This is a genomic window from Tenacibaculum sp. UWU-22 (assembly GCF_041021355.1).
GTDB lineage: Bacteria > Bacteroidota > Bacteroidia > Flavobacteriales > Flavobacteriaceae > Polaribacter.
This window is the reverse complement of the sequence record NZ_JBFNGP010000004.1, coordinates 74,041-91,434: the sequence shown is the minus strand read 5'-3', so window position 1 is coordinate 91,434 and position 17,394 is coordinate 74,041. Positions and strand designations below refer to the sequence as shown.

Sequence of the window (17,394 nt, the reverse complement as noted above, 5' to 3'; positions counted from 1 at the left end):
AAATTTCACCCTGATAAATTAATTATGAAAGCGTATACAATAATTGGATTAATAGCTGCAACCTGTACAACCATTTCGTTTTTACCTCAAGCCATACAGGTTATAAAAACCAAACACACTAAAGACTTATCGCTTACCATGTATCTGCTTTTTACTGTTGGAATTTTTTTATGGTTTATCTACGGATTAGTAATATCCGATTTACCAATGATTATTGCCAATGGTATTACGCTCATATTTTCGTCGATAATTTTGGTAATGAAGCTAAAATACAAATAGCACTTAACTAGCAATATAAAACTACAGTATTTTAGTTAGTTAAAACACCTGTAAAGCTTTGTTATAAGCACTTTCAAAACTCAAGGGTTTTATACCCGTTATTGCGTTTTCGGTTGTAAAATACGATAATAATTTTTCGGTAGGCATATTACCTGTAAGTTCGTTTTTTGCCATCGGACAACCACCGTAGCCCTTTATAGCACCATCAAAACGCAAACAACCTGCTTTATAGGCAGCATCTACTTTTTCGTGCCAAGTATCGGGTGTTGTATGTAAATGTGCTCCAAATTCTATCTTAGGATAATTGGGTATTAAATGCGTAAATAAATAGGTGATAACCTCAGGGGTTGAGCTTCCAATAGTATCAGAAAGCGAAATAATTTTTACCCCCATATCCGATAATTTTTGAGTCCACTCCCCTACTATTTCAACATTCCAAGGGTCTCCATACGGGTTGCCAAAGCCCATCGATAAATAAGCAACAACTTCTTTATTGGTTCGTTTAGCAATAGCTAAAATTTCTTCTAAAACCACTATAGATTGCGCAATGGTTTTATGGGTATTTCGCATTTGAAAATTTTCTGAAATAGAAAATGGATAGCCTAAATAATCGATTTCATTAAACTGAGCGGCATCGTTTGCCCCTCTAACATTAGCAACAATAGCTAACAGCTTACTTTGCGTGTTACTTAAATCTAACTTTTCCAATACCTGAGCTGTATCTCGCATTTGAGGTATTGCTTTTGGTGATACAAAACTGCCAAAATCTATCGTGTCAAAACCTACATTTAATAGCGAATTAATATACATTGCCTTATCTTTTGTAGCAATAAAATGCGATTTTATACCCTGCATAGCATCGCGAGGACATTCTATGATTTTAACTTTTTTATTCATCGATTTCAAAGATAATCAAACAAAAGAACGTGTAAAACTTTTTAATGCCGTGTAATTTATAGTATAATAAATACGGCAATCAGTATAAATACCACTATTTGCATCCATTTTAAGTATATATTTACAGTAGTATGCTGTTTTATATAACGGGCTATGGTTGCCGATAAAACAGCTATAGTTGCAAAAATTAAAAACGAAACAATAATAAAAATAGCTCCTAAAATATAAAATTGAATAATGGGTGAAAGTGTTTTTGAAAATAAAAACTGCGGAAAAAAAGCTAAAAAGAAAATGGTAACTTTCGGATTTAAAACATTCATCCAAAAACCTGTTTTATAAAGTGTTATAGCTGATTTCTTTTTTTGGGTATCGGCAGAAAAAGTAATTTGAGCATTACTTGTATACGCCTTGTAAGCCAAGTAAAGTAGGTAACCCGATCCGAAAAGTTTAAGGATAAAAAATAAATTTTTATGTTGTGTAAGAATGGCAGAAACCCCAAAAGCCACTAGTGTAGTATGTACTAAACAACCCGTTAATAAGCCTGCAACGGTTGCTAATCCTTGTTTTTTACCATATGTAATACTTTGTGTAAGTACAAAAATGTTATCTGGGCCAGGAGAAATAGCCAAAATAGCTGTTGCAAACACAAAAGAAACAAGCGTTTTCAATATACTTTTTTACCTCAAGTTTAATTATTGTTTCAATACTACGATAAAAAGCTATGCTTTTAAAATGGCTTTATTAATTTGTTTTACCAAACCTGCCCCTTCGTATATAAAACCGGTATAAATTTGTACTAAATCGGCTCCCGCTTCTAATTTTTCTAAAGCATCTTCAGCGGAATGAATACCACCAACCCCGATAATTGGAAATGATTTGTTCGACTTTTCTGCTAAATAACGAATAACTTGAGTGCTTTTTTCTTTAATCGGTTGCCCGCTTAAACCACCATTACCAATCTGATCTAATTTTTCTGTTGATGTTTTTAGTCCTTCTCTGTTTACCGAAGTATTAGATGCAATTACACCTTCTATTTTGGTTTGATTAACCAAATCAATTATCTCATCTAATTGTATCGTATTTAAATCAGGAGCAATTTTTAATAAAATAGGTTTTTGTATGTTTTGTTGATTGTTAATTTTCTGAACTTCGGTAATTAATTCTTTTAAGTAAGCGGCATCTTCTAATTTTGCATGACTAGATACATTTGGACAACTTACATTAAGCACAAAATAATCTACATAAGGGTGTAATGCTTTAAAACAAGTGGTATAATCTGAAGTGTAATTTTCAGGAGTTGTTTGGGTGTTTTTACCAATATTACCGCCGATAAGCACCTTTTTTTTATTATTTTTTAATTGTTTTATGGCTGCCTCTACCCCTTTATTATTAAATCCCATTCGATTAATAATGCCTTTATCTTTTGGTAGGCGAAATAACCTTTTTTTAGGGTTGCCTGCTTGCGCTTTTGGGGTTACGGTGCCAATTTCTATAAAACCAAAACCAAAATCAGCTAAATCGTTATACAAAACAGCATTTTTATCAAAACCTGCAGCTAAACCTACTGGATTTTTAAATGTTAAGCCAAATAAATTACGCTCTAACTTTTTGTCTTTTACTTGATATAAACGACTAACAATAGTAGAAATAAACGGAACTCTTAAGGTGATTTTTAAAAATGAAAAAGTAAAATGATGTACCTTTTCAGGATCAAAAAGAAAGAGTAGTGGTCTTATTAATAGTTTATACATATTTTTAATTTAGCTATCGTAAAACAGCTCCTAATTTGTTTTCAAATGCTTGTTGCAGTTTTAGCATTACTTTATCTATCTGCTTATCTTCTAGTGTTTTATTTGGGTTTTGCAATACAAAACTTACCGCATACGATTTTTTACCTTTAGGTAATTTGTCTCCCTCGTATACATCAAATAAATCTACTTCTTTTAATAGCTTCTTTTCTAGCTCAAACGCTAAGTTATAGATTTCTTTATATTCTATTTGTGTATCTAACAACAAAGCTAAATCGCGTTTTACTGCAGGATATTTAGGTAAATCAGCCATTTTAAATTTCTCGTTACCGCAAAATTTCAATACATTTTCCCAATTAAAATCTGCAAATAAAACAGGTTGTTTAATACCAAATTCCTTTAAAATAGATGGTTTAACTACACCCATTTCTGCTATTACCGCATCTTTAATACATAAGGTAATTCCTTCTGAATAAATATCTGATTTTGACGGCTGTGAGGTTAACTTATTAATTCCTATACGGTTTAATAGGGTTAACATAATACCTTTTAGATAAAAGAAATCAGTTGTTTTTTCTGGTAAAATCCAATTATCTTTTGTTCTATTTCCGGTTACCAATAACGTTAAATGCTTATTTTCTTGATAGCCTTTATTGTTTTTATGATAGGTTTTACCAAATTCATAGAATTTTAAGTTATTGTTTTTTCGGTTAAGATTGTAAGCGATACTTTCTAATCCGCTAAACAATAACGATTGACGCATTACTTTTAAATCGTTACTTAAAGCATTTAAAATTGTTACATTTTCTTGATCGTTTATCGTATCAGAAAGGTTAACGTAGTTTGGTTTTGTTAAAGAATTTGACATTGTTTCGTTAAAACCTAAAGACGATAAAAAGTTTGCTGCAATATTCTCTATTTTTACTTTATTGTTTCTGTCAAAAGTAATAGAAGCTTTTAATTTATGTGAAAATTCGATATTATTATATCCATAAACACGTAAAATTTCTTCAATAATATCTGCTTCGCGTTGAACATCTACTCTATACGAAGGTATGGTAAGCCCCAAACCAGCCTCAGTAGAACTATTAATTTTAATTTCTAATGAAGAAAGTATTTTTTTAATTGTTTCTGGAGAAATTTTTTGCCCTATAAGTTTGTAAATATTTGCAAATGATAAAAATACCTGAAAATCTTCTACTTTTTCAGGATAAATATCAATTATATCCGACGATAATTTTCCTCCGGCATATTGCTGAATTAGTAAAGCTGCTCTTTTTAAAGCATATTCTGTTTGTGTAATGTCTATTCCTCTCTCAAAACGGAAAGAAGCATCGGTGTTTAACCCGTGTCGTTTTGCTGTTTTTCTTATGGAAACAGGTTTAAAATAAGCGCTTTCTAAAAAAATAGTTCGAGTGTCTTGGGTAACTCCAGAGTTTATACCCCCAAGAACCCCTGCAATACACAACGGATTGTCTTCTGCATCACAAATCATAATATCTTGGGCAGACAGTTCTCGTTCAACCCCATCTAAGGTTGTAAACTTTGTTCCTTCCCAAAGGTTTTTAACAACAACTTTTTTTCCTTTAATTTTTGAAGCATCAAAGGCATGTAAAGGTTGCCCTAACTCGTGTAATACATAGTTAGTAATATCTACAATATTATTTTTAGGGGTAATACCAATTGCTTTTAAACGGTTTTTAATCCATTCAGGAGACTCTTTAACCGTAACATCAACAATTGTAATACCGCAATAACGAGGCGCTAAATTTTTATCAGGTACTTCGGCATCAATTTTTAAAGTACGTTCGTTTACATGAAAATCTGAAACTGAAGGCGAAATTAATTCTAAATTAATGTCTTGTTGCATTAATCCTGCGCGTAAATCACGTGCTACCCCAAAGTGGCTCATTGCATCAGAACGATTAGGGGTTAATCCTATTTCAAAAACTTGATCGGTTTCTATGTTAAAAACTTCGGCAACAGGAGTTCCTACTTTTAAATTGCTTTGTAGCACCATAATTCCATCATGATCGCTACCTAAGCTTAACTCGTCTTGTGCACAAATCATCCCGTAGCTTTCTTCTCCCCTAATTTTACCTTTTTTAATGGTAAAACCTTCGTTTTTATCATCATACAATGTGGTACCTATGGTGGCTACAGGTACTTTTTGCCCTTCTGCTACATTAGGCGCTCCACAAACAATTTGCACCGGTTTATCTAATCCTATATCTACTGTTGTTACTTTTAGCCTATCGGCATTTGAATGTTGCTTACAGGTTAAAACCTCTCCTACGACTACCCCTGCTAATCCTCCTTTAATTGATTCTTTTGTTTCAATGGTTTCAACTTCTAAGCCTAAATCGGTTAATAATTCACCTGTTTTTGCAGCTTCCCATTCTATTTGTAAAAATTGGCGTAACCAATTATATGATATTTTCATTCGTGAAATCTAATTTTTTCAAAGTACAAATTTACAGATTTTATACCGATTACACCACTAAATTTTCTTGCTTATAACTCCAGTGAACTTCACCTGCTTTTTTTGTTAGAGTATCAGTGTTTTACCATAACAAACCATATATAAAGGCTATGAGCTTACTATATTATTACAGTATAAATATTACCTAAACCTATAGAAAAACTTGTTTTATAAAATTCTTTATGTTACTTTTCGTATATAAATAAATTTTTGAAATTTTATTTTTGTATGAATACTTATAGGGCTACTTTAGAAGAAGAAAATAAAGAGATTACCAATCGTTATAAAGATTTATTAAAAGATACTTATAAAGATTTATCTAAAAAAGATATAATTCTTATTCGTAAAGCTTTTGATGTAGCTGTTGAAGGGCATAGTAAACAACGAAGAAAAACAGGTGAGCCTTATATTTTTCACCCGATAGCTGTTGCCAAAATTGTAGCTACCGAAATTGGTTTAGGTGCCACTTCTATTGCTGCTGCCTTATTACACGATGTGGTAGAAGATACACACTATACGATTGAAGATATTGAGCGATTGTTTGGCGAAACTATTGCTCGTATTGTAAATGGGTTAACCAAAATATCAAACTTAAAAAAAGAGCAAGATTTTTCGTTACAGGCAGAAAATTTTCGCAAAATGTTGCTAACCTTAAACGACGATGTAAGAGTAATACTCATTAAAATTGCAGATAGGCTACACAATATGCAAACTATGGATGCTATGCCTCAATATAAACAGGTTAAAATAGCTTCTGAAACACTTTATATCTATGCTCCTTTAGCACACCGTTTAGGTTTGTATAATATTAAAACCGAATTAGAAGATTTAGGGCTGAAGTATACTGAACCCGAAGTATATAATGATATTTTATATAAAATAAAAGAAAGTAAAGAAGAGCAACAACGATACATCAATTCATTTACCGATACCTTAAAAACAGCTTTAGATAAAGAAGATTTTACCTACAAAGTAAAAGGACGCTTTAAATCTATTTTTTCTATTAGACGAAAAATGAAAGTTCAAAAAGTATCGTTTGAAGAAGTATATGACAAATTTGCAATTCGTATTATTTACAAACCCACTTCAAATGACGAAAAGTTTGATGCCTGGAAAATCTATTCAATTGTAACCGATTTTTTTAAACCCAACCCTGCTCGCTTACGCGATTGGATTTCACAACCCAAAACTACGGGGTATGAAGCCTTGCATATAACGGTAATTGGTCCAGAATCTAAATGGGTAGAAGTACAAATACGTTCAGAACGAATGGATGAAATTGCCGAAAAAGGATATGCCGCTCACTTTAAATACAAACAAGGTAAGGTTAACGAAAATGGCTTAGAAAGCTGGCTTAACAAATTAAAAGAAACGTTAGAAAACCAAGATAGTAATGCTGTAGATTTTGTAGAAGATTTTAAATTAAACCTCTATGCTAAAGAAATTTATGTTTTTACTCCTAAAGGTGATTTAAAATCATTACCCAAAGGTGCTTCGGCATTAGATTTTGCTTTTTCTATTCATACCGATGTTGGACTAAAATGTAGAGGCGCAAAAGTAAATGGTAAATTGGTGCCTTTAAGTTATAAGTTAAAAAGTGGTGAACAGGTAGAAGTGTTAACTGCGGCAAATAATAAACCAAACATTCGCTGGTTAGATTTTGTAATTACAGCAAGGGCTAGAACTAAAATAAAAACAGCACTTAAAGAAGAAGAAAAGAAAATTGCAGAAGAAGGTAAAGCCGTTTTAACTCGAAAATTACGACACTTAAAAATACCTTTTAACCAAAAAGTGGTGAACGAATTGGTAAATTACTTTCGATTAAAAACTAGTTTCGACTTATTTTATCGAATAGGTAATGGAGCCATTGATAACACTCAATTAAAAGCATTTGTAAGCCAGCGAAATAGTAGCTTTATAAACTTCTTTAAAAGCACATTTAAACGCGCGCCATCTAAAGAAGTTATTGATAAAGAAGAGGTTACAAATAAGTACGATTTACTTGTTTTTGGTAAAGAAGAAGAAAAATTAGAATATACCTTAGCAAAATGCTGTAACCCTATTGCTGGTGATAAAGTTTTTGGTTTTATAACAATTAATGAAGGAGTAAAGGTGCACAAAATAAATTGTCCGAATGCTATTTCGTTACAATCTAACTACGCCTATCGAATTATTTCTGCAAAATGGATTGACTCAACCAAACAAGAATTTAAAGTTGTATTACGCGTAAGTGGTATTGACCATAAAGGAATGGTAAATAATTTAACCCGAATTATATCGAACAACATGAATGTAAATATTCATAGTATTAACATTTCTGGAGACGAAGGTGTTTTTGGTGGAAAACTCACCATAAGCGTAAAAAACAGAAGTCAATTAACCAAACTAATAAACAACTTAAAAAAGGTAGAAGGTATACAAAAAGTAGAGCGCATTAATAGTTGATAAATTTCGTTTACAAATACTACATTTATATAAAGAAATAACCGTAAATTTGCTCTTTTGCAAAAGTTAAATTATGAGCAGTTCAATAGAAAATCACGATATTGTAAAAAAAGTTTTTACTGCCTACCTTGAAGAAAAAAAACATCGTAAAACTCCAGAACGATACGCTATACTTCAAGAAATTTACGATGTAGAAGAACATTTTGATATAGAATCTTTATATATCAATATGAAAAATAAAAACTATAGGGTAAGTCGTGCCACATTATACAATACGATTGATTTGTTATTAGATTGTGGGTTAGTACGGAAACATCAATTTGATGGTCAAACCATGGCACGATATGAAAAAAGTTACTTTGATAAAAATCATGATCATGTAATTTTAACCGATACTGGCGAGGTAAAAGAGTTTTGCGACCCTCGTATACACATTATAAAAAAAACAATCGAAGAAGTTTTTGATATAAATATTCATAATCACTCACTTTATTTTTACGGAACTAAAAAAAAATAATTACTTATTATTTTCTATTAATGCATAATTAACTTAAATAAAATAATACTAACACATAAAAATCAATGGCTGTAGACTTACTACTAGGATTACAATGGGGCGACGAAGGAAAAGGTAAAATTGTAGATGTACTTACTAAAAAGTATGATATTATTGCTCGTTTTCAAGGAGGCCCTAATGCTGGACATACTTTAATTTTTAACGGAAACAAACACGTTTTACACACGATTCCTTCAGGTATTTTTCATAAAACTGCTTTAAATATTGTTGGAAATGGTGTGGTGATAGATCCTGTAATTTTTAAAAAGGAACTAGAAAATCTAGATAAAAATAATATAGACTACGAAAAAAAATTGCTAATTTCTAGAAAGGCTCATTTAATTTTACCTACACATCGTTTATTAGATGCTGCCTCTGAAACCTCAAAAGGGAAAGCAAAAATAGGCTCTACATTAAAAGGAATTGGTCCTACTTATATGGATAAAACAGGTAGAAACGGTATCCGTGTAGGTGATTTAGAATTAGATGATTGGAAAGAAAAATACCAAGCTCTTACTCAAAAACACTTAAAGATACTTGATTATTTTAATATTCAAATATCGTATGATTTAAAAGAACTAGAAGTAGAGTTTTATAAAGGAATCGAAAAATTAAAGAGCCTTCAGTTTATAGATAGCGAAGACTATTTAAATACAGCCATAAAAGAAAATAAAACAATTTTAGCAGAAGGCGCTCAAGGCTCGCTGTTAGATATTGATTTTGGTACCTATCCTTTTGTAACTTCATCAAATACAACGGCAGCAGGTGCTTGCACAGGTTTAGGTGTGGCACCTAATAAAATAGGTAATGTATATGGTATTTTTAAAGCATATACCACTCGTGTAGGATCAGGCCCCTTCCCTACTGAATTGTTTGACAAAAATGGTGAAACAATGGCTCGTGTAGGGCACGAATTTGGAGCGACTACAGGAAGACCTCGTCGATGTGGTTGGTTAGACTTAGTGGCTTTAAAATATGCTGTGCAAGTAAATGGGGTTACCCAATTAATGATGATGAAAGGTGATGTTTTATCTGGCTTTGACACTTTAAAAGTATGTACTTCATATAAATATAAAGGCAAAGAGGTTACACATTTACCGTACAATATCGAACCAGAAAATATTACGCCAATATATTCTGAATTTAAAGGTTGGGAAGCCGATTTAACTGAAATGACTACTGAAGAAGAGTTGCCCAAAAACTTACTTGACTATATTGATTTTATAGAAAAAGAAACAGGGGTACCTATTACAATTGTTTCGGTTGGTCCAGACAGAAAGCAAACCATTATTAGATAAACTTCTTATCTAATAAATAACATAAAAAAGAGGCGGTCTAAAATTTTAGACCGCCTCTTTTTTTATATAAAATAAATAATGCTAATCAGTATAGCTTATTTGTTTTTTTCAGGTATAACTTCAAATGCTATATCAGCAACAACTTCTCTGTGTAAACGTACTGATGCATTATATTTACCTAATTTTTTTACATTACCTCCAGCAACTTTAATAAATTTTTTGTCTATTGCTGTTCCAACTTTAGCTAAAGCCTCAGCTAAATCACCATTGTTTACAGATCCAAATAATTTATCGCCACTACCCACTTTAGAGGTAATTTTTAACTCATATCCTTTAATAGTTTCAGCTAATGCGTTAGCATCAGCAACTAACTTAGCTTCTTTAAAAGCACGTTGCTTTAAAGTTTCAGCTAATACTTTTTTAGCAGAAGAAGTTGCTAAAATTGCATATCCTTGAGGTATTAAATAATTACGACCATATCCGTTTTTAACAGTTACTAAATCGTCTTTAAAACCTAAATTTTCTACGTCTTGTTTTAATATCAATTCCATTCTCTACTGCTTTATTATTTTAACATATCACCTACGTATGGCATTAAAGCTAAATGACGAGCTCTTTTAATTGCCTGTGCTACTTTACGTTGGTATTTTAATGAAGTACCTGTTAAACGTCTTGGTAAAATTTTACCTTGCTCATTTACTAAATACATTAAAAAATCTGCATCTTTATAATCGATGTATTTTATACCATTCTTTTTAAAACGGCAATATTTAGATTCTTTTTTAGTTTCAATGTCTAAAGGAGTTAAATAGCGTACTTCTCCTTGTTTACCACCTTTTGCTTGTTGTTCTATCGTTGCCATTTGTTACTTTTTTGTAGATTTAACATGAGTTCTTCTTTTCTCTGCCCAAGCAGCAGCATGTTTATCTAACTTTACGGTTAAATAACGCATAATGCTATCATCTCGTCTAAATTCTAATTCAAACGGAGCAATTACTTCGCCTGCAACTTTAAATTCAAACAAGTGATAAAATCCACTTTTTTTCTTCTCGATTGGATAGGCTAATTTTTTAAGCCCCCAATCTTCTTTGTGTATCATTTCGGCACCTTTAGAAACCAAATAGTCTTCAAACTTTTGTACTGTTTCCTTTATCTGAGTGTCAGATAAAACGGGATTCAAAATGAAAACAGTTTCGTAATGATTCATAATTAATTATTTAATAATGTTTATTTTTAAGGGTGCAAATATACTTCTTTTTAAATAGATAGCAATTATAATAGCAATTTTTCCATTGCTTCTTTAACAATTGTTTCAATTTTACTTCTATTTGTGTTGTTTTCGCCCTTTTGAACGTCTATAATTTGCTTAAGCATATTTATACCTACCTTATCAAAATTATATTGTTTATACTGTTTTCCTTTACTTACAATATCATCAGCTAAATTTTGTATTGCTTCTACATTATTACTTTTGGCTATTTTGTCGTAAGCATTTTTGTATAATGCTTGTACCTTTTTATCTCCATTTAAAAACATACCACTAATAACATTACCTGCAATAAAAGTAAGTTCGTCAGTATTATTTTCTTGTAAATAAATACGAGTAAGCGGTGTAGCTATAATTTTTTTAACCTCTAGAGGTAATTCTTTAGATTTAGCAACGGCTACCGATTTATCAATATAATACATTGCTACTAAGGCTTTACCCATAACCGAATATGATTTACTTTTTAAAGCTTTTGTAAATATAGGCTTAAGCTCAGGGTCGGTTAATTTACCTAATGTTTCTATAGCTGCGGCTTGAACTAAAGTTTTAGGGTCGTTGGTAGCCATATTTTTTATAGTATTAATAACATTTTTTTTGCTATTTTTATTAATAAGATCGATATGTTCTAAGGCTAAAATTCTAATTTTATAATATGGGTCGGCTAGTGCGGCTGCTAGGGCATTAAATGCTTTTTTATCGTCTTGTTTTTTAGCTACTTCTAATAACGCTTCTCTGCGATGTATATAGTTTTGAGCGTGTTTTAACTGATAAATATAATCACTCAATACTTTATTTTCAACGATATCACACAATAAAACGCCATCAGCATTTACTTGAATTAAATCGGGCTGGTGCTTGTAGTCAAAGGTAAACGATGCATCTTTATCTTTTACAAAAACATGATGTCTCGTAGCTTTGCCGTCTTCAAAAACATCAATAGCAAACGGAAATTGAAAGAGCTGATTTTGTGTTTGTTTTATATTTACCGTTACTTTCTTTTCTAAAGTATTATAATCATAAGAAATCTCTATTTTAGGATGTCCACTACCATAATACCACTCATTAAAAAACCAATTTAAATCTTTACCACTTACCTCTTCTAATGCTATTCGTAATTGAGGTACTTCAGCAGATTTATATTGATTATCAACTAAATATTTATGTAATCCTGCAAAAAAGGCTTCGTCACCTAAATAATTTCGTAACATGTGTAAGATAACCCCTCCCTTATTGTAGGTTACCGCATCAAACACATCTTCTTTGTCTGCGTAATTAAAACGAACTAGATTTTTATCAAAATTTTGTCCTCTTTTATATCCTTGTGTTTCTTCTAGCAAGTGTGCATCAGCATCGTCTTTACCATATTTATGTTCACGCCATAGGTATTCGCTATAATTAGCAAAACTTTCGTTTAATGTTAGATTAGACCAGCTTTCGGTGGTTACTAAATCGCCAAACCAATGGTGAAATGCCTCGTGAGCAATGGTGTTTTCTTGTCTGTTTTCGTCAATTAACTGTCCAGGTTTTTGATAAGCACTTTCACCGTGTATAACAGCCGTGGTGTTTTCCATAGCACCGCTCACATAGTTTCGACCTACAATTTGGTCGTATTTACTCCATGGATAGTCAACCCCCGTTATTTTTGAATAAAAAGCTAAAATTTCTGGGGTGTCGCCAAAAATTTCTTTTGCATATGGAGCGTACGGAGCTTCTACATAATAATTTACGGGTATGTTTTTGTAATGATCTTTTACAATTTTATAGTTACCTACTCCCATAAAAAATAAATAAGGAGCGTGTTTTTTAGTGAAATTCCAATAATCTGTTCGAGTACCGTCGTTATTTTTGGTTTGATTTTCTAATTTACCGTTTGACAACGTAACATATATATCAGGTACTGTTATATAAATTTCTTGTGAGGTTTTTTGGTTAGGCGAATCTATTGTTGGAAACCAACAGCTACTTGCTTCGGTTTCGCCTTGCGTCCATATTTGAGGTGATTTTCCATTAGCTTTGTCTCCATCAATAAAATACAGTCCTTTAGCTTCTGTAATGGCTGCACTTCCTTTTTGTTTTACCTTTTCGGGTTGCGCAGTATATTTTATGTAAAGAGTATATTCTTCGTCTCGAGTATATTTTTTAGGCAAATCTATAACTAGCTTTTTTTTGTCATATTCGTAGTGTACAGCTTTGTTGTTTACCTGAACACTGTGAATTAACATGGCTTTGGCATCTAATGTAATAGTGCTTGTCGGATAAAAATGGGGTTTTGCCGTTAGCCATTCTTCTCCGTACAATTCTTTTTTATCAAAATCAAAAGACACCTTTAATTTGGTGTGTATTAAATCATTTATTTTTTCTCTTTCAGCTCTGTATAAATTGCTGTCTTGAGCTTGTAAATAAGAACTTGTGCATACAAGAAATAGCACTAAAATTTTAATAATTTTCATATTGTGATAACTCTTTTCAATAATTAACGCTCAAAAGTAACAATTTTACTTTTGTTGGTTGTTAAGAGTTGGTTAAAAACAGAACGCCTATTTTTAGTAAAAAAAAAATAGGCGTTCTGATAATGTTATTATAGTTGAATAACTATTCTATATCGTTTTTATTTTTCTTGATCCAATTTTTAAATTTAATTAATTGGACGTTGGTACTATCTACTTTCACATTTTTTACCATTGCTAAAATTTTAGATGGGTTCATATTATCGCCTAAAAGACGAGCAACACCTACACCAAGTTCTTTACCATAACCAAAAGCCACAATTTCGTCAATTGCTTCAGGGTCTCCTAAATAATAAACAAACATCTTTCTTCCGCTTGTATTAAATTTTAAGACACTTTTGTATTTTGGGTTTTTAAAAATAGCCTGTAACCTTTGTTTTTCATGTTGATATTCTTGTTCATTTGAATTACTGTAAGGCAATGCTACGATATTAATTTTTCGTATTGTTTTATAGGCTTCAAGCTGTTCTTGAGTAGCTTCATTTGTATTTAGTTCTAAAACACTTGCAGGAATATCTAAGTTTAAAAAATCTTCTTTATCTTGACTTTCTACTAGGTAATTTTGCAAAGATGCTTCATTTTGACAAGCAATAAATAATAAAGGTATAATTAAAGCATATAGTCCAGTTTTTTTCATGCGAATAAATTTTAGTTAGTGTCTTTATTTGTTTTTATAACACTTACAAACAGTGTTTTTTAATTTTTTTTACATTATACATTCTGCGAAAATTTATCTTACACAACACAATTTATTTTGAATAACCGTCTGCTATTTTCGACAATTTATTTACATCTATTTGTCCTGTTAAAGATACAATAGTAGAATTCAATTTTCCGTTGGTGCTATCTTTATCTTTTACAAACATAAGCACTTCACTAACCAAATCTTTATTACTGGTTGCTTTTATAAAAATTTTTACTCGAGAACCTTGGTCTTTGGCTCGCATTAATTGTGTTAAACCGCCAGATTTAACAGCCGAATTTACTAAGTTTTCCATTTGAGAAGCTATAGCCGTATTTTCAGTAGAAAAAACCTTTAGCTCTTCTAAGCCTTTGGCGCTATTGAACACTTCCATATCTTCTGATTTGGCATCAGGAAATTTCTTTAATAACTCAAATGCATCTTTGGTTAGTACAAACGATTTTACATCGTCTAAATCTTCTAATTTATTAAAAATAGACTGCGAATAACTAAAAGCACTAAGAAATATACATATAATTACAAAAATTTGTTTTTTCATGGTTTTCACTCTTTATTGTTTTTTTTAAATTTTATTTTACTTGTTTTAGTATTTTATGCACTGTATCTTCATAAGTGTACAAATACTCTGTTGCTTCATTGCCTTTATTTAAATTTAATGAAACAAACTCTAATGTTTCTTTAAATTTTTCAAATTGCTTTTTTTGTTGTTGCCGCTGATAAACTTTATTACCTATAAAATAAAGGCCAATTAATACTGTTATTGATGCGGCTACCGATAACCATTTACGGCTTGTTTTATTTTTCTTTACTGATTTTAACCTAATGGTTTTGGTAAACGTTTCATTTTTACAATTATCAATATATGTAAACAACGGTATATACTGTTGCAAATGTGATGCCACATTATTTGAAGTAAAATAGCTACGCAATAATGCCTCTTCTTTTAAAGTGGTTTCAGCATTTATATATTTTTCTAGTAATTCTTCTATATTAGTTAACGCCATAGCTATGTTGTTTTATTAAAGCTTCTCTAATTGTTTTTCGAGCCCTTGATAAAGCTACTCGTATTGCCGTTGGATTCATATCAACTATTTCTGAAATTTCATCAAAATTATATTGTTCTATATCTCGTAATTGAATAATTATTTTTTGCTGTTTGGGTAACATTTCTATTAATTCATGTACTTGGGTTACACTATCTTTATATTCTATATTTTTTTCTAAACTAGTTCTTTTTTCTTGATAATTACTGTGTATTAAACTTAAATTATGAGCTTGTTTCGATTTTAACCTATCAAAACAATAATTTTTAGTCATTGTTATTGCAAATGCTTCCACATTTTTATAATCGCTTATTTTTTCTTTATTTTTCCATAATTTAAGGTACAACTCTTGCACTGCATCTTCTGCTTCGTCAGTAGATATTAACAATCGCTTTGCCAAACGAAAAACTTTGTCTTTAAATGGTAAAACAACTTTTAAAAAGTCCGATTGTGTCATTAGTTTAGTTTGGTTTAATAAGCAGTTTTTATTTTGCTGCTTACCCCTATGACGAGGCAATACTTTTTTTGTTACAAATAAAAATAAAAAATTTAATTATTTATTTTAAAATATTTTTAGCTAATTTGTAATATACAAAACCATATAGCGTTACTATTGTGATGAATAAATTTATTAAAATTACTGTTTTTTGCTCAATTACTCTATTACTAATTAATTGTTCTAAAAAAGATTCTACGATACCTAAAGATGTTGCGGTACAAAATTTTATTTGGAAAGGTTTAAACGCATACTATTTATGGCAACCTGAAATTGCAGATTTAGCTGACACACGTTTTAGCTCAAACGAACAATTAACCAACTATTTATCTGGATATAACGACCCTTCAAACTTATTTGAAAATTTATTATATAAAAGAGATACCATAGATAAGTGGTCTTGGATTGTAAGTGATTATGTAGCTTTAGAGCAATCATTTAAAGGGGTTACTAAAACAAACGGAATGGAGTTTGGTTTGGTGTATTATAAAAGTGATAATTCAAAAGTTTTTGGATTTGTAAAATATGTAGCTAAAGAAACCGATGCAGAAGCCAAAGGTGTTACCCGTGGCATGATTTTTACCGAAATAAACGGAATACAACTTACCCCTAATAATTATAAAAGCTTGCTGTTTTCAAGTGCTGACTCTTATACAATTTCTTTAGCGGATTATAATTATGGAGACCCTATTACCAATGAAACAACTATTAATTTAAGTAAGAGCGAATATTTAGAAAACCCCATATACAAAACAGCCGTTTTTAACGAAGGAAGTAAAAAAATAGGTTATTTATTATATAACGGTTTTGTGAGTGATTTTGACGATGATTTAAATGCTGTTTTTGCTGATTTTAAAGCTGCGGGTATTGATGATTTAATTATAGATTTACGATATAATGGTGGCGGCTCTGTTCGAACAGCGGTTTATTTAGCAAGTATGATTACGGGACAATTTACGGGGCAATTGTTTGCAAAAGAATTATGGAATCCAAAAGTTGAAGCAGTTGTAAACCCTGAATATTTAAACAATAATTTTAGAGATCAGATAAAAAATAGTAATGAAGAAACACCTAGAACCATTAACAGTTTAGCATTAAATTCTATTTATTTTATTACTACGGGTAATTCTGCCTCTGCTTCTGAACTAGTTATTAATGGTTTAATTCCTTATTTAGGTAAAAGCAACGTAAACCTAATAGGTACTAAAACACATGGAAAATACGTAGGTTCGGTTACTTTATACGATTCACCCGATTTTTCAAAAGAAAATGTAAACCCAGATCATACTTGGGCAATGCAGCCTATAGTACTCGAAATGATTAATAAAGACGGAACAAATAATAAAGATGGTTTTGAACCTACTATTAAACTACCCGAAGATTATGGTAACTTGGGGGTATTAGGCGATACAGACGAACCGTTATTACATAGAGCTATTACTTTTATTACTACGGGTAGCCGACAATCTACCAGCACCACATTACCACCTCAAGAATTAAAAGAATTTACAAACTCTATGTTACAAAAACCAACTCATAATAATATGTATGTGAAATTAAAGTAGTATAAAATTTTTGATTACACTTTCATATATTAAGACGAGACAACATCGAAAATAAAAAGCCTGTTTAAAGTTTAACTTTAAACAGGCTTTTTTTAGCTGAAAACTAAA

Annotated in this window: 17 protein-coding genes; 5 read left to right on the top strand and 12 right to left on the bottom strand. The window is 31.0% G+C overall.

The window, feature by feature from the left end:
• Positions 1-24 precede the first annotated feature (24 nt).
• A complete protein-coding gene (locus AB2B44_RS08100; protein WP_369049070.1) occupies positions 25-279 on the top strand; it encodes a SemiSWEET transporter in 255 nt (84 codons plus the stop codon).
• A gap of 39 nt (positions 280-318) precedes the next feature.
• Here AB2B44_RS08100 and AB2B44_RS08095 read toward each other — a convergent pair whose 3' ends face one another.
• From AB2B44_RS08095 to pheT, 4 genes are read right to left on the bottom strand one after another with little or no spacing between them, the layout of a single operon-like run.
• The gene (locus AB2B44_RS08095) at positions 319-1,176 is read right to left on the bottom strand and encodes a hydroxymethylglutaryl-CoA lyase (RefSeq protein WP_369049069.1); all 858 of its coding nucleotides are present in this window, start codon (positions 1,174-1,176) and stop codon (positions 319-321) included.
• A 56-nt stretch (positions 1,177-1,232) separates the two neighbouring features.
• A complete protein-coding gene (locus AB2B44_RS08090; RefSeq protein WP_369049203.1) occupies positions 1,233-1,847 on the bottom strand; it encodes a LysE family translocator in 615 nt (204 codons plus the stop codon).
• A 48-nt stretch (positions 1,848-1,895) separates the two neighbouring features.
• Positions 1,896-2,927 carry a quinone-dependent dihydroorotate dehydrogenase gene (locus AB2B44_RS08085; protein ID WP_369049068.1) on the bottom strand — a complete coding sequence of 344 codons (1,032 nt, stop codon included), beginning with the start codon at positions 2,925-2,927 and terminating at the stop codon, positions 1,896-1,898.
• Positions 2,928-2,940: 13 nt separating this feature from the next.
• Entirely contained in the window at positions 2,941-5,367 is a 2,427-nt protein-coding gene (pheT, locus tag AB2B44_RS08080; protein WP_369049067.1) for a phenylalanine--tRNA ligase subunit beta, read from the bottom strand.
• Positions 5,368-5,634: 267 nt separating this feature from the next.
• Between pheT and AB2B44_RS08075 the strand changes: the two genes are divergently transcribed.
• The 3 genes from AB2B44_RS08075 to AB2B44_RS08065 all read left to right on the top strand — a co-directional run bounded on the left by AB2B44_RS08075 (position 5,635) and on the right by AB2B44_RS08065 (position 9,705).
• Positions 5,635-7,851, top strand: coding sequence for a bifunctional (p)ppGpp synthetase/guanosine-3',5'-bis(diphosphate) 3'-pyrophosphohydrolase (locus AB2B44_RS08075; protein WP_369049066.1), 2,217 nt, complete (start codon positions 5,635-5,637; stop codon positions 7,849-7,851).
• A 73-nt stretch (positions 7,852-7,924) separates the two neighbouring features.
• On the top strand, positions 7,925-8,368 hold the full coding sequence (locus tag AB2B44_RS08070) for a Fur family transcriptional regulator (protein ID WP_369049065.1): 444 nt from the start codon (positions 7,925-7,927) through the stop codon (positions 8,366-8,368).
• A 65-nt stretch (positions 8,369-8,433) separates the two neighbouring features.
• A complete protein-coding gene (locus AB2B44_RS08065; RefSeq protein WP_369049064.1) occupies positions 8,434-9,705 on the top strand; it encodes an adenylosuccinate synthase in 1,272 nt (423 codons plus the stop codon).
• Positions 9,706-9,800: 95 nt separating this feature from the next.
• Here AB2B44_RS08065 and rplI read toward each other — a convergent pair whose 3' ends face one another.
• The 8 genes from rplI to AB2B44_RS08025 all read right to left on the bottom strand — a co-directional run bounded on the left by rplI (position 9,801) and on the right by AB2B44_RS08025 (position 15,682).
• On the bottom strand, positions 9,801-10,256 hold the full coding sequence (gene rplI, locus AB2B44_RS08060) for a 50S ribosomal protein L9 (RefSeq protein ID WP_369049063.1): 456 nt from the start codon (positions 10,254-10,256) through the stop codon (positions 9,801-9,803).
• 14 nt (positions 10,257-10,270) lie between these two features.
• The gene (gene rpsR, locus AB2B44_RS08055) at positions 10,271-10,567 is read right to left on the bottom strand and encodes a 30S ribosomal protein S18 (RefSeq protein WP_369049062.1); all 297 of its coding nucleotides are present in this window, start codon (positions 10,565-10,567) and stop codon (positions 10,271-10,273) included.
• Positions 10,568-10,570: 3 nt separating this feature from the next.
• The gene (gene rpsF, locus AB2B44_RS08050) at positions 10,571-10,912 is read right to left on the bottom strand and encodes a 30S ribosomal protein S6 (RefSeq protein ID WP_369049061.1); all 342 of its coding nucleotides are present in this window, start codon (positions 10,910-10,912) and stop codon (positions 10,571-10,573) included.
• A 65-nt stretch (positions 10,913-10,977) separates the two neighbouring features.
• Positions 10,978-13,422 carry a M1 family aminopeptidase gene (locus AB2B44_RS08045; RefSeq protein WP_369049060.1) on the bottom strand — a complete coding sequence of 815 codons (2,445 nt, stop codon included), beginning with the start codon at positions 13,420-13,422 and terminating at the stop codon, positions 10,978-10,980.
• A gap of 142 nt (positions 13,423-13,564) precedes the next feature.
• A complete protein-coding gene (locus tag AB2B44_RS08040) occupies positions 13,565-14,116 on the bottom strand; it encodes a DUF4252 domain-containing protein (protein ID WP_369049059.1) in 552 nt (183 codons plus the stop codon).
• 112 nt (positions 14,117-14,228) lie between these two features.
• Positions 14,229-14,720, bottom strand: coding sequence for a DUF4252 domain-containing protein (locus tag AB2B44_RS08035; RefSeq protein ID WP_369049058.1), 492 nt, complete (start codon positions 14,718-14,720; stop codon positions 14,229-14,231).
• Between the two features lie 31 nt (positions 14,721-14,751).
• Positions 14,752-15,186 (bottom strand): hypothetical protein, encoded by a 435-nt coding sequence (locus tag AB2B44_RS08030; protein ID WP_369049057.1) that lies wholly within the window; start codon positions 15,184-15,186, stop codon positions 14,752-14,754.
• Positions 15,173-15,682, bottom strand: a complete 510-nt coding sequence (locus AB2B44_RS08025) for an RNA polymerase sigma factor (RefSeq protein WP_369049056.1) — start codon at positions 15,680-15,682, stop codon at positions 15,173-15,175. Before AB2B44_RS08025 ends, AB2B44_RS08030 begins: the two co-directional genes overlap by 14 nt.
• Positions 15,683-15,843: 161 nt before the next feature.
• Here AB2B44_RS08025 and AB2B44_RS08020 point away from each other — a divergent pair, with 161 nt between their 5' ends.
• Positions 15,844-17,286: a S41 family peptidase gene (locus AB2B44_RS08020; RefSeq protein ID WP_369049055.1), complete on the top strand. Its 1,443-nt coding sequence runs from the start codon at positions 15,844-15,846 to the stop codon at positions 17,284-17,286.
• Positions 17,287-17,394 lie beyond the last annotated feature (108 nt).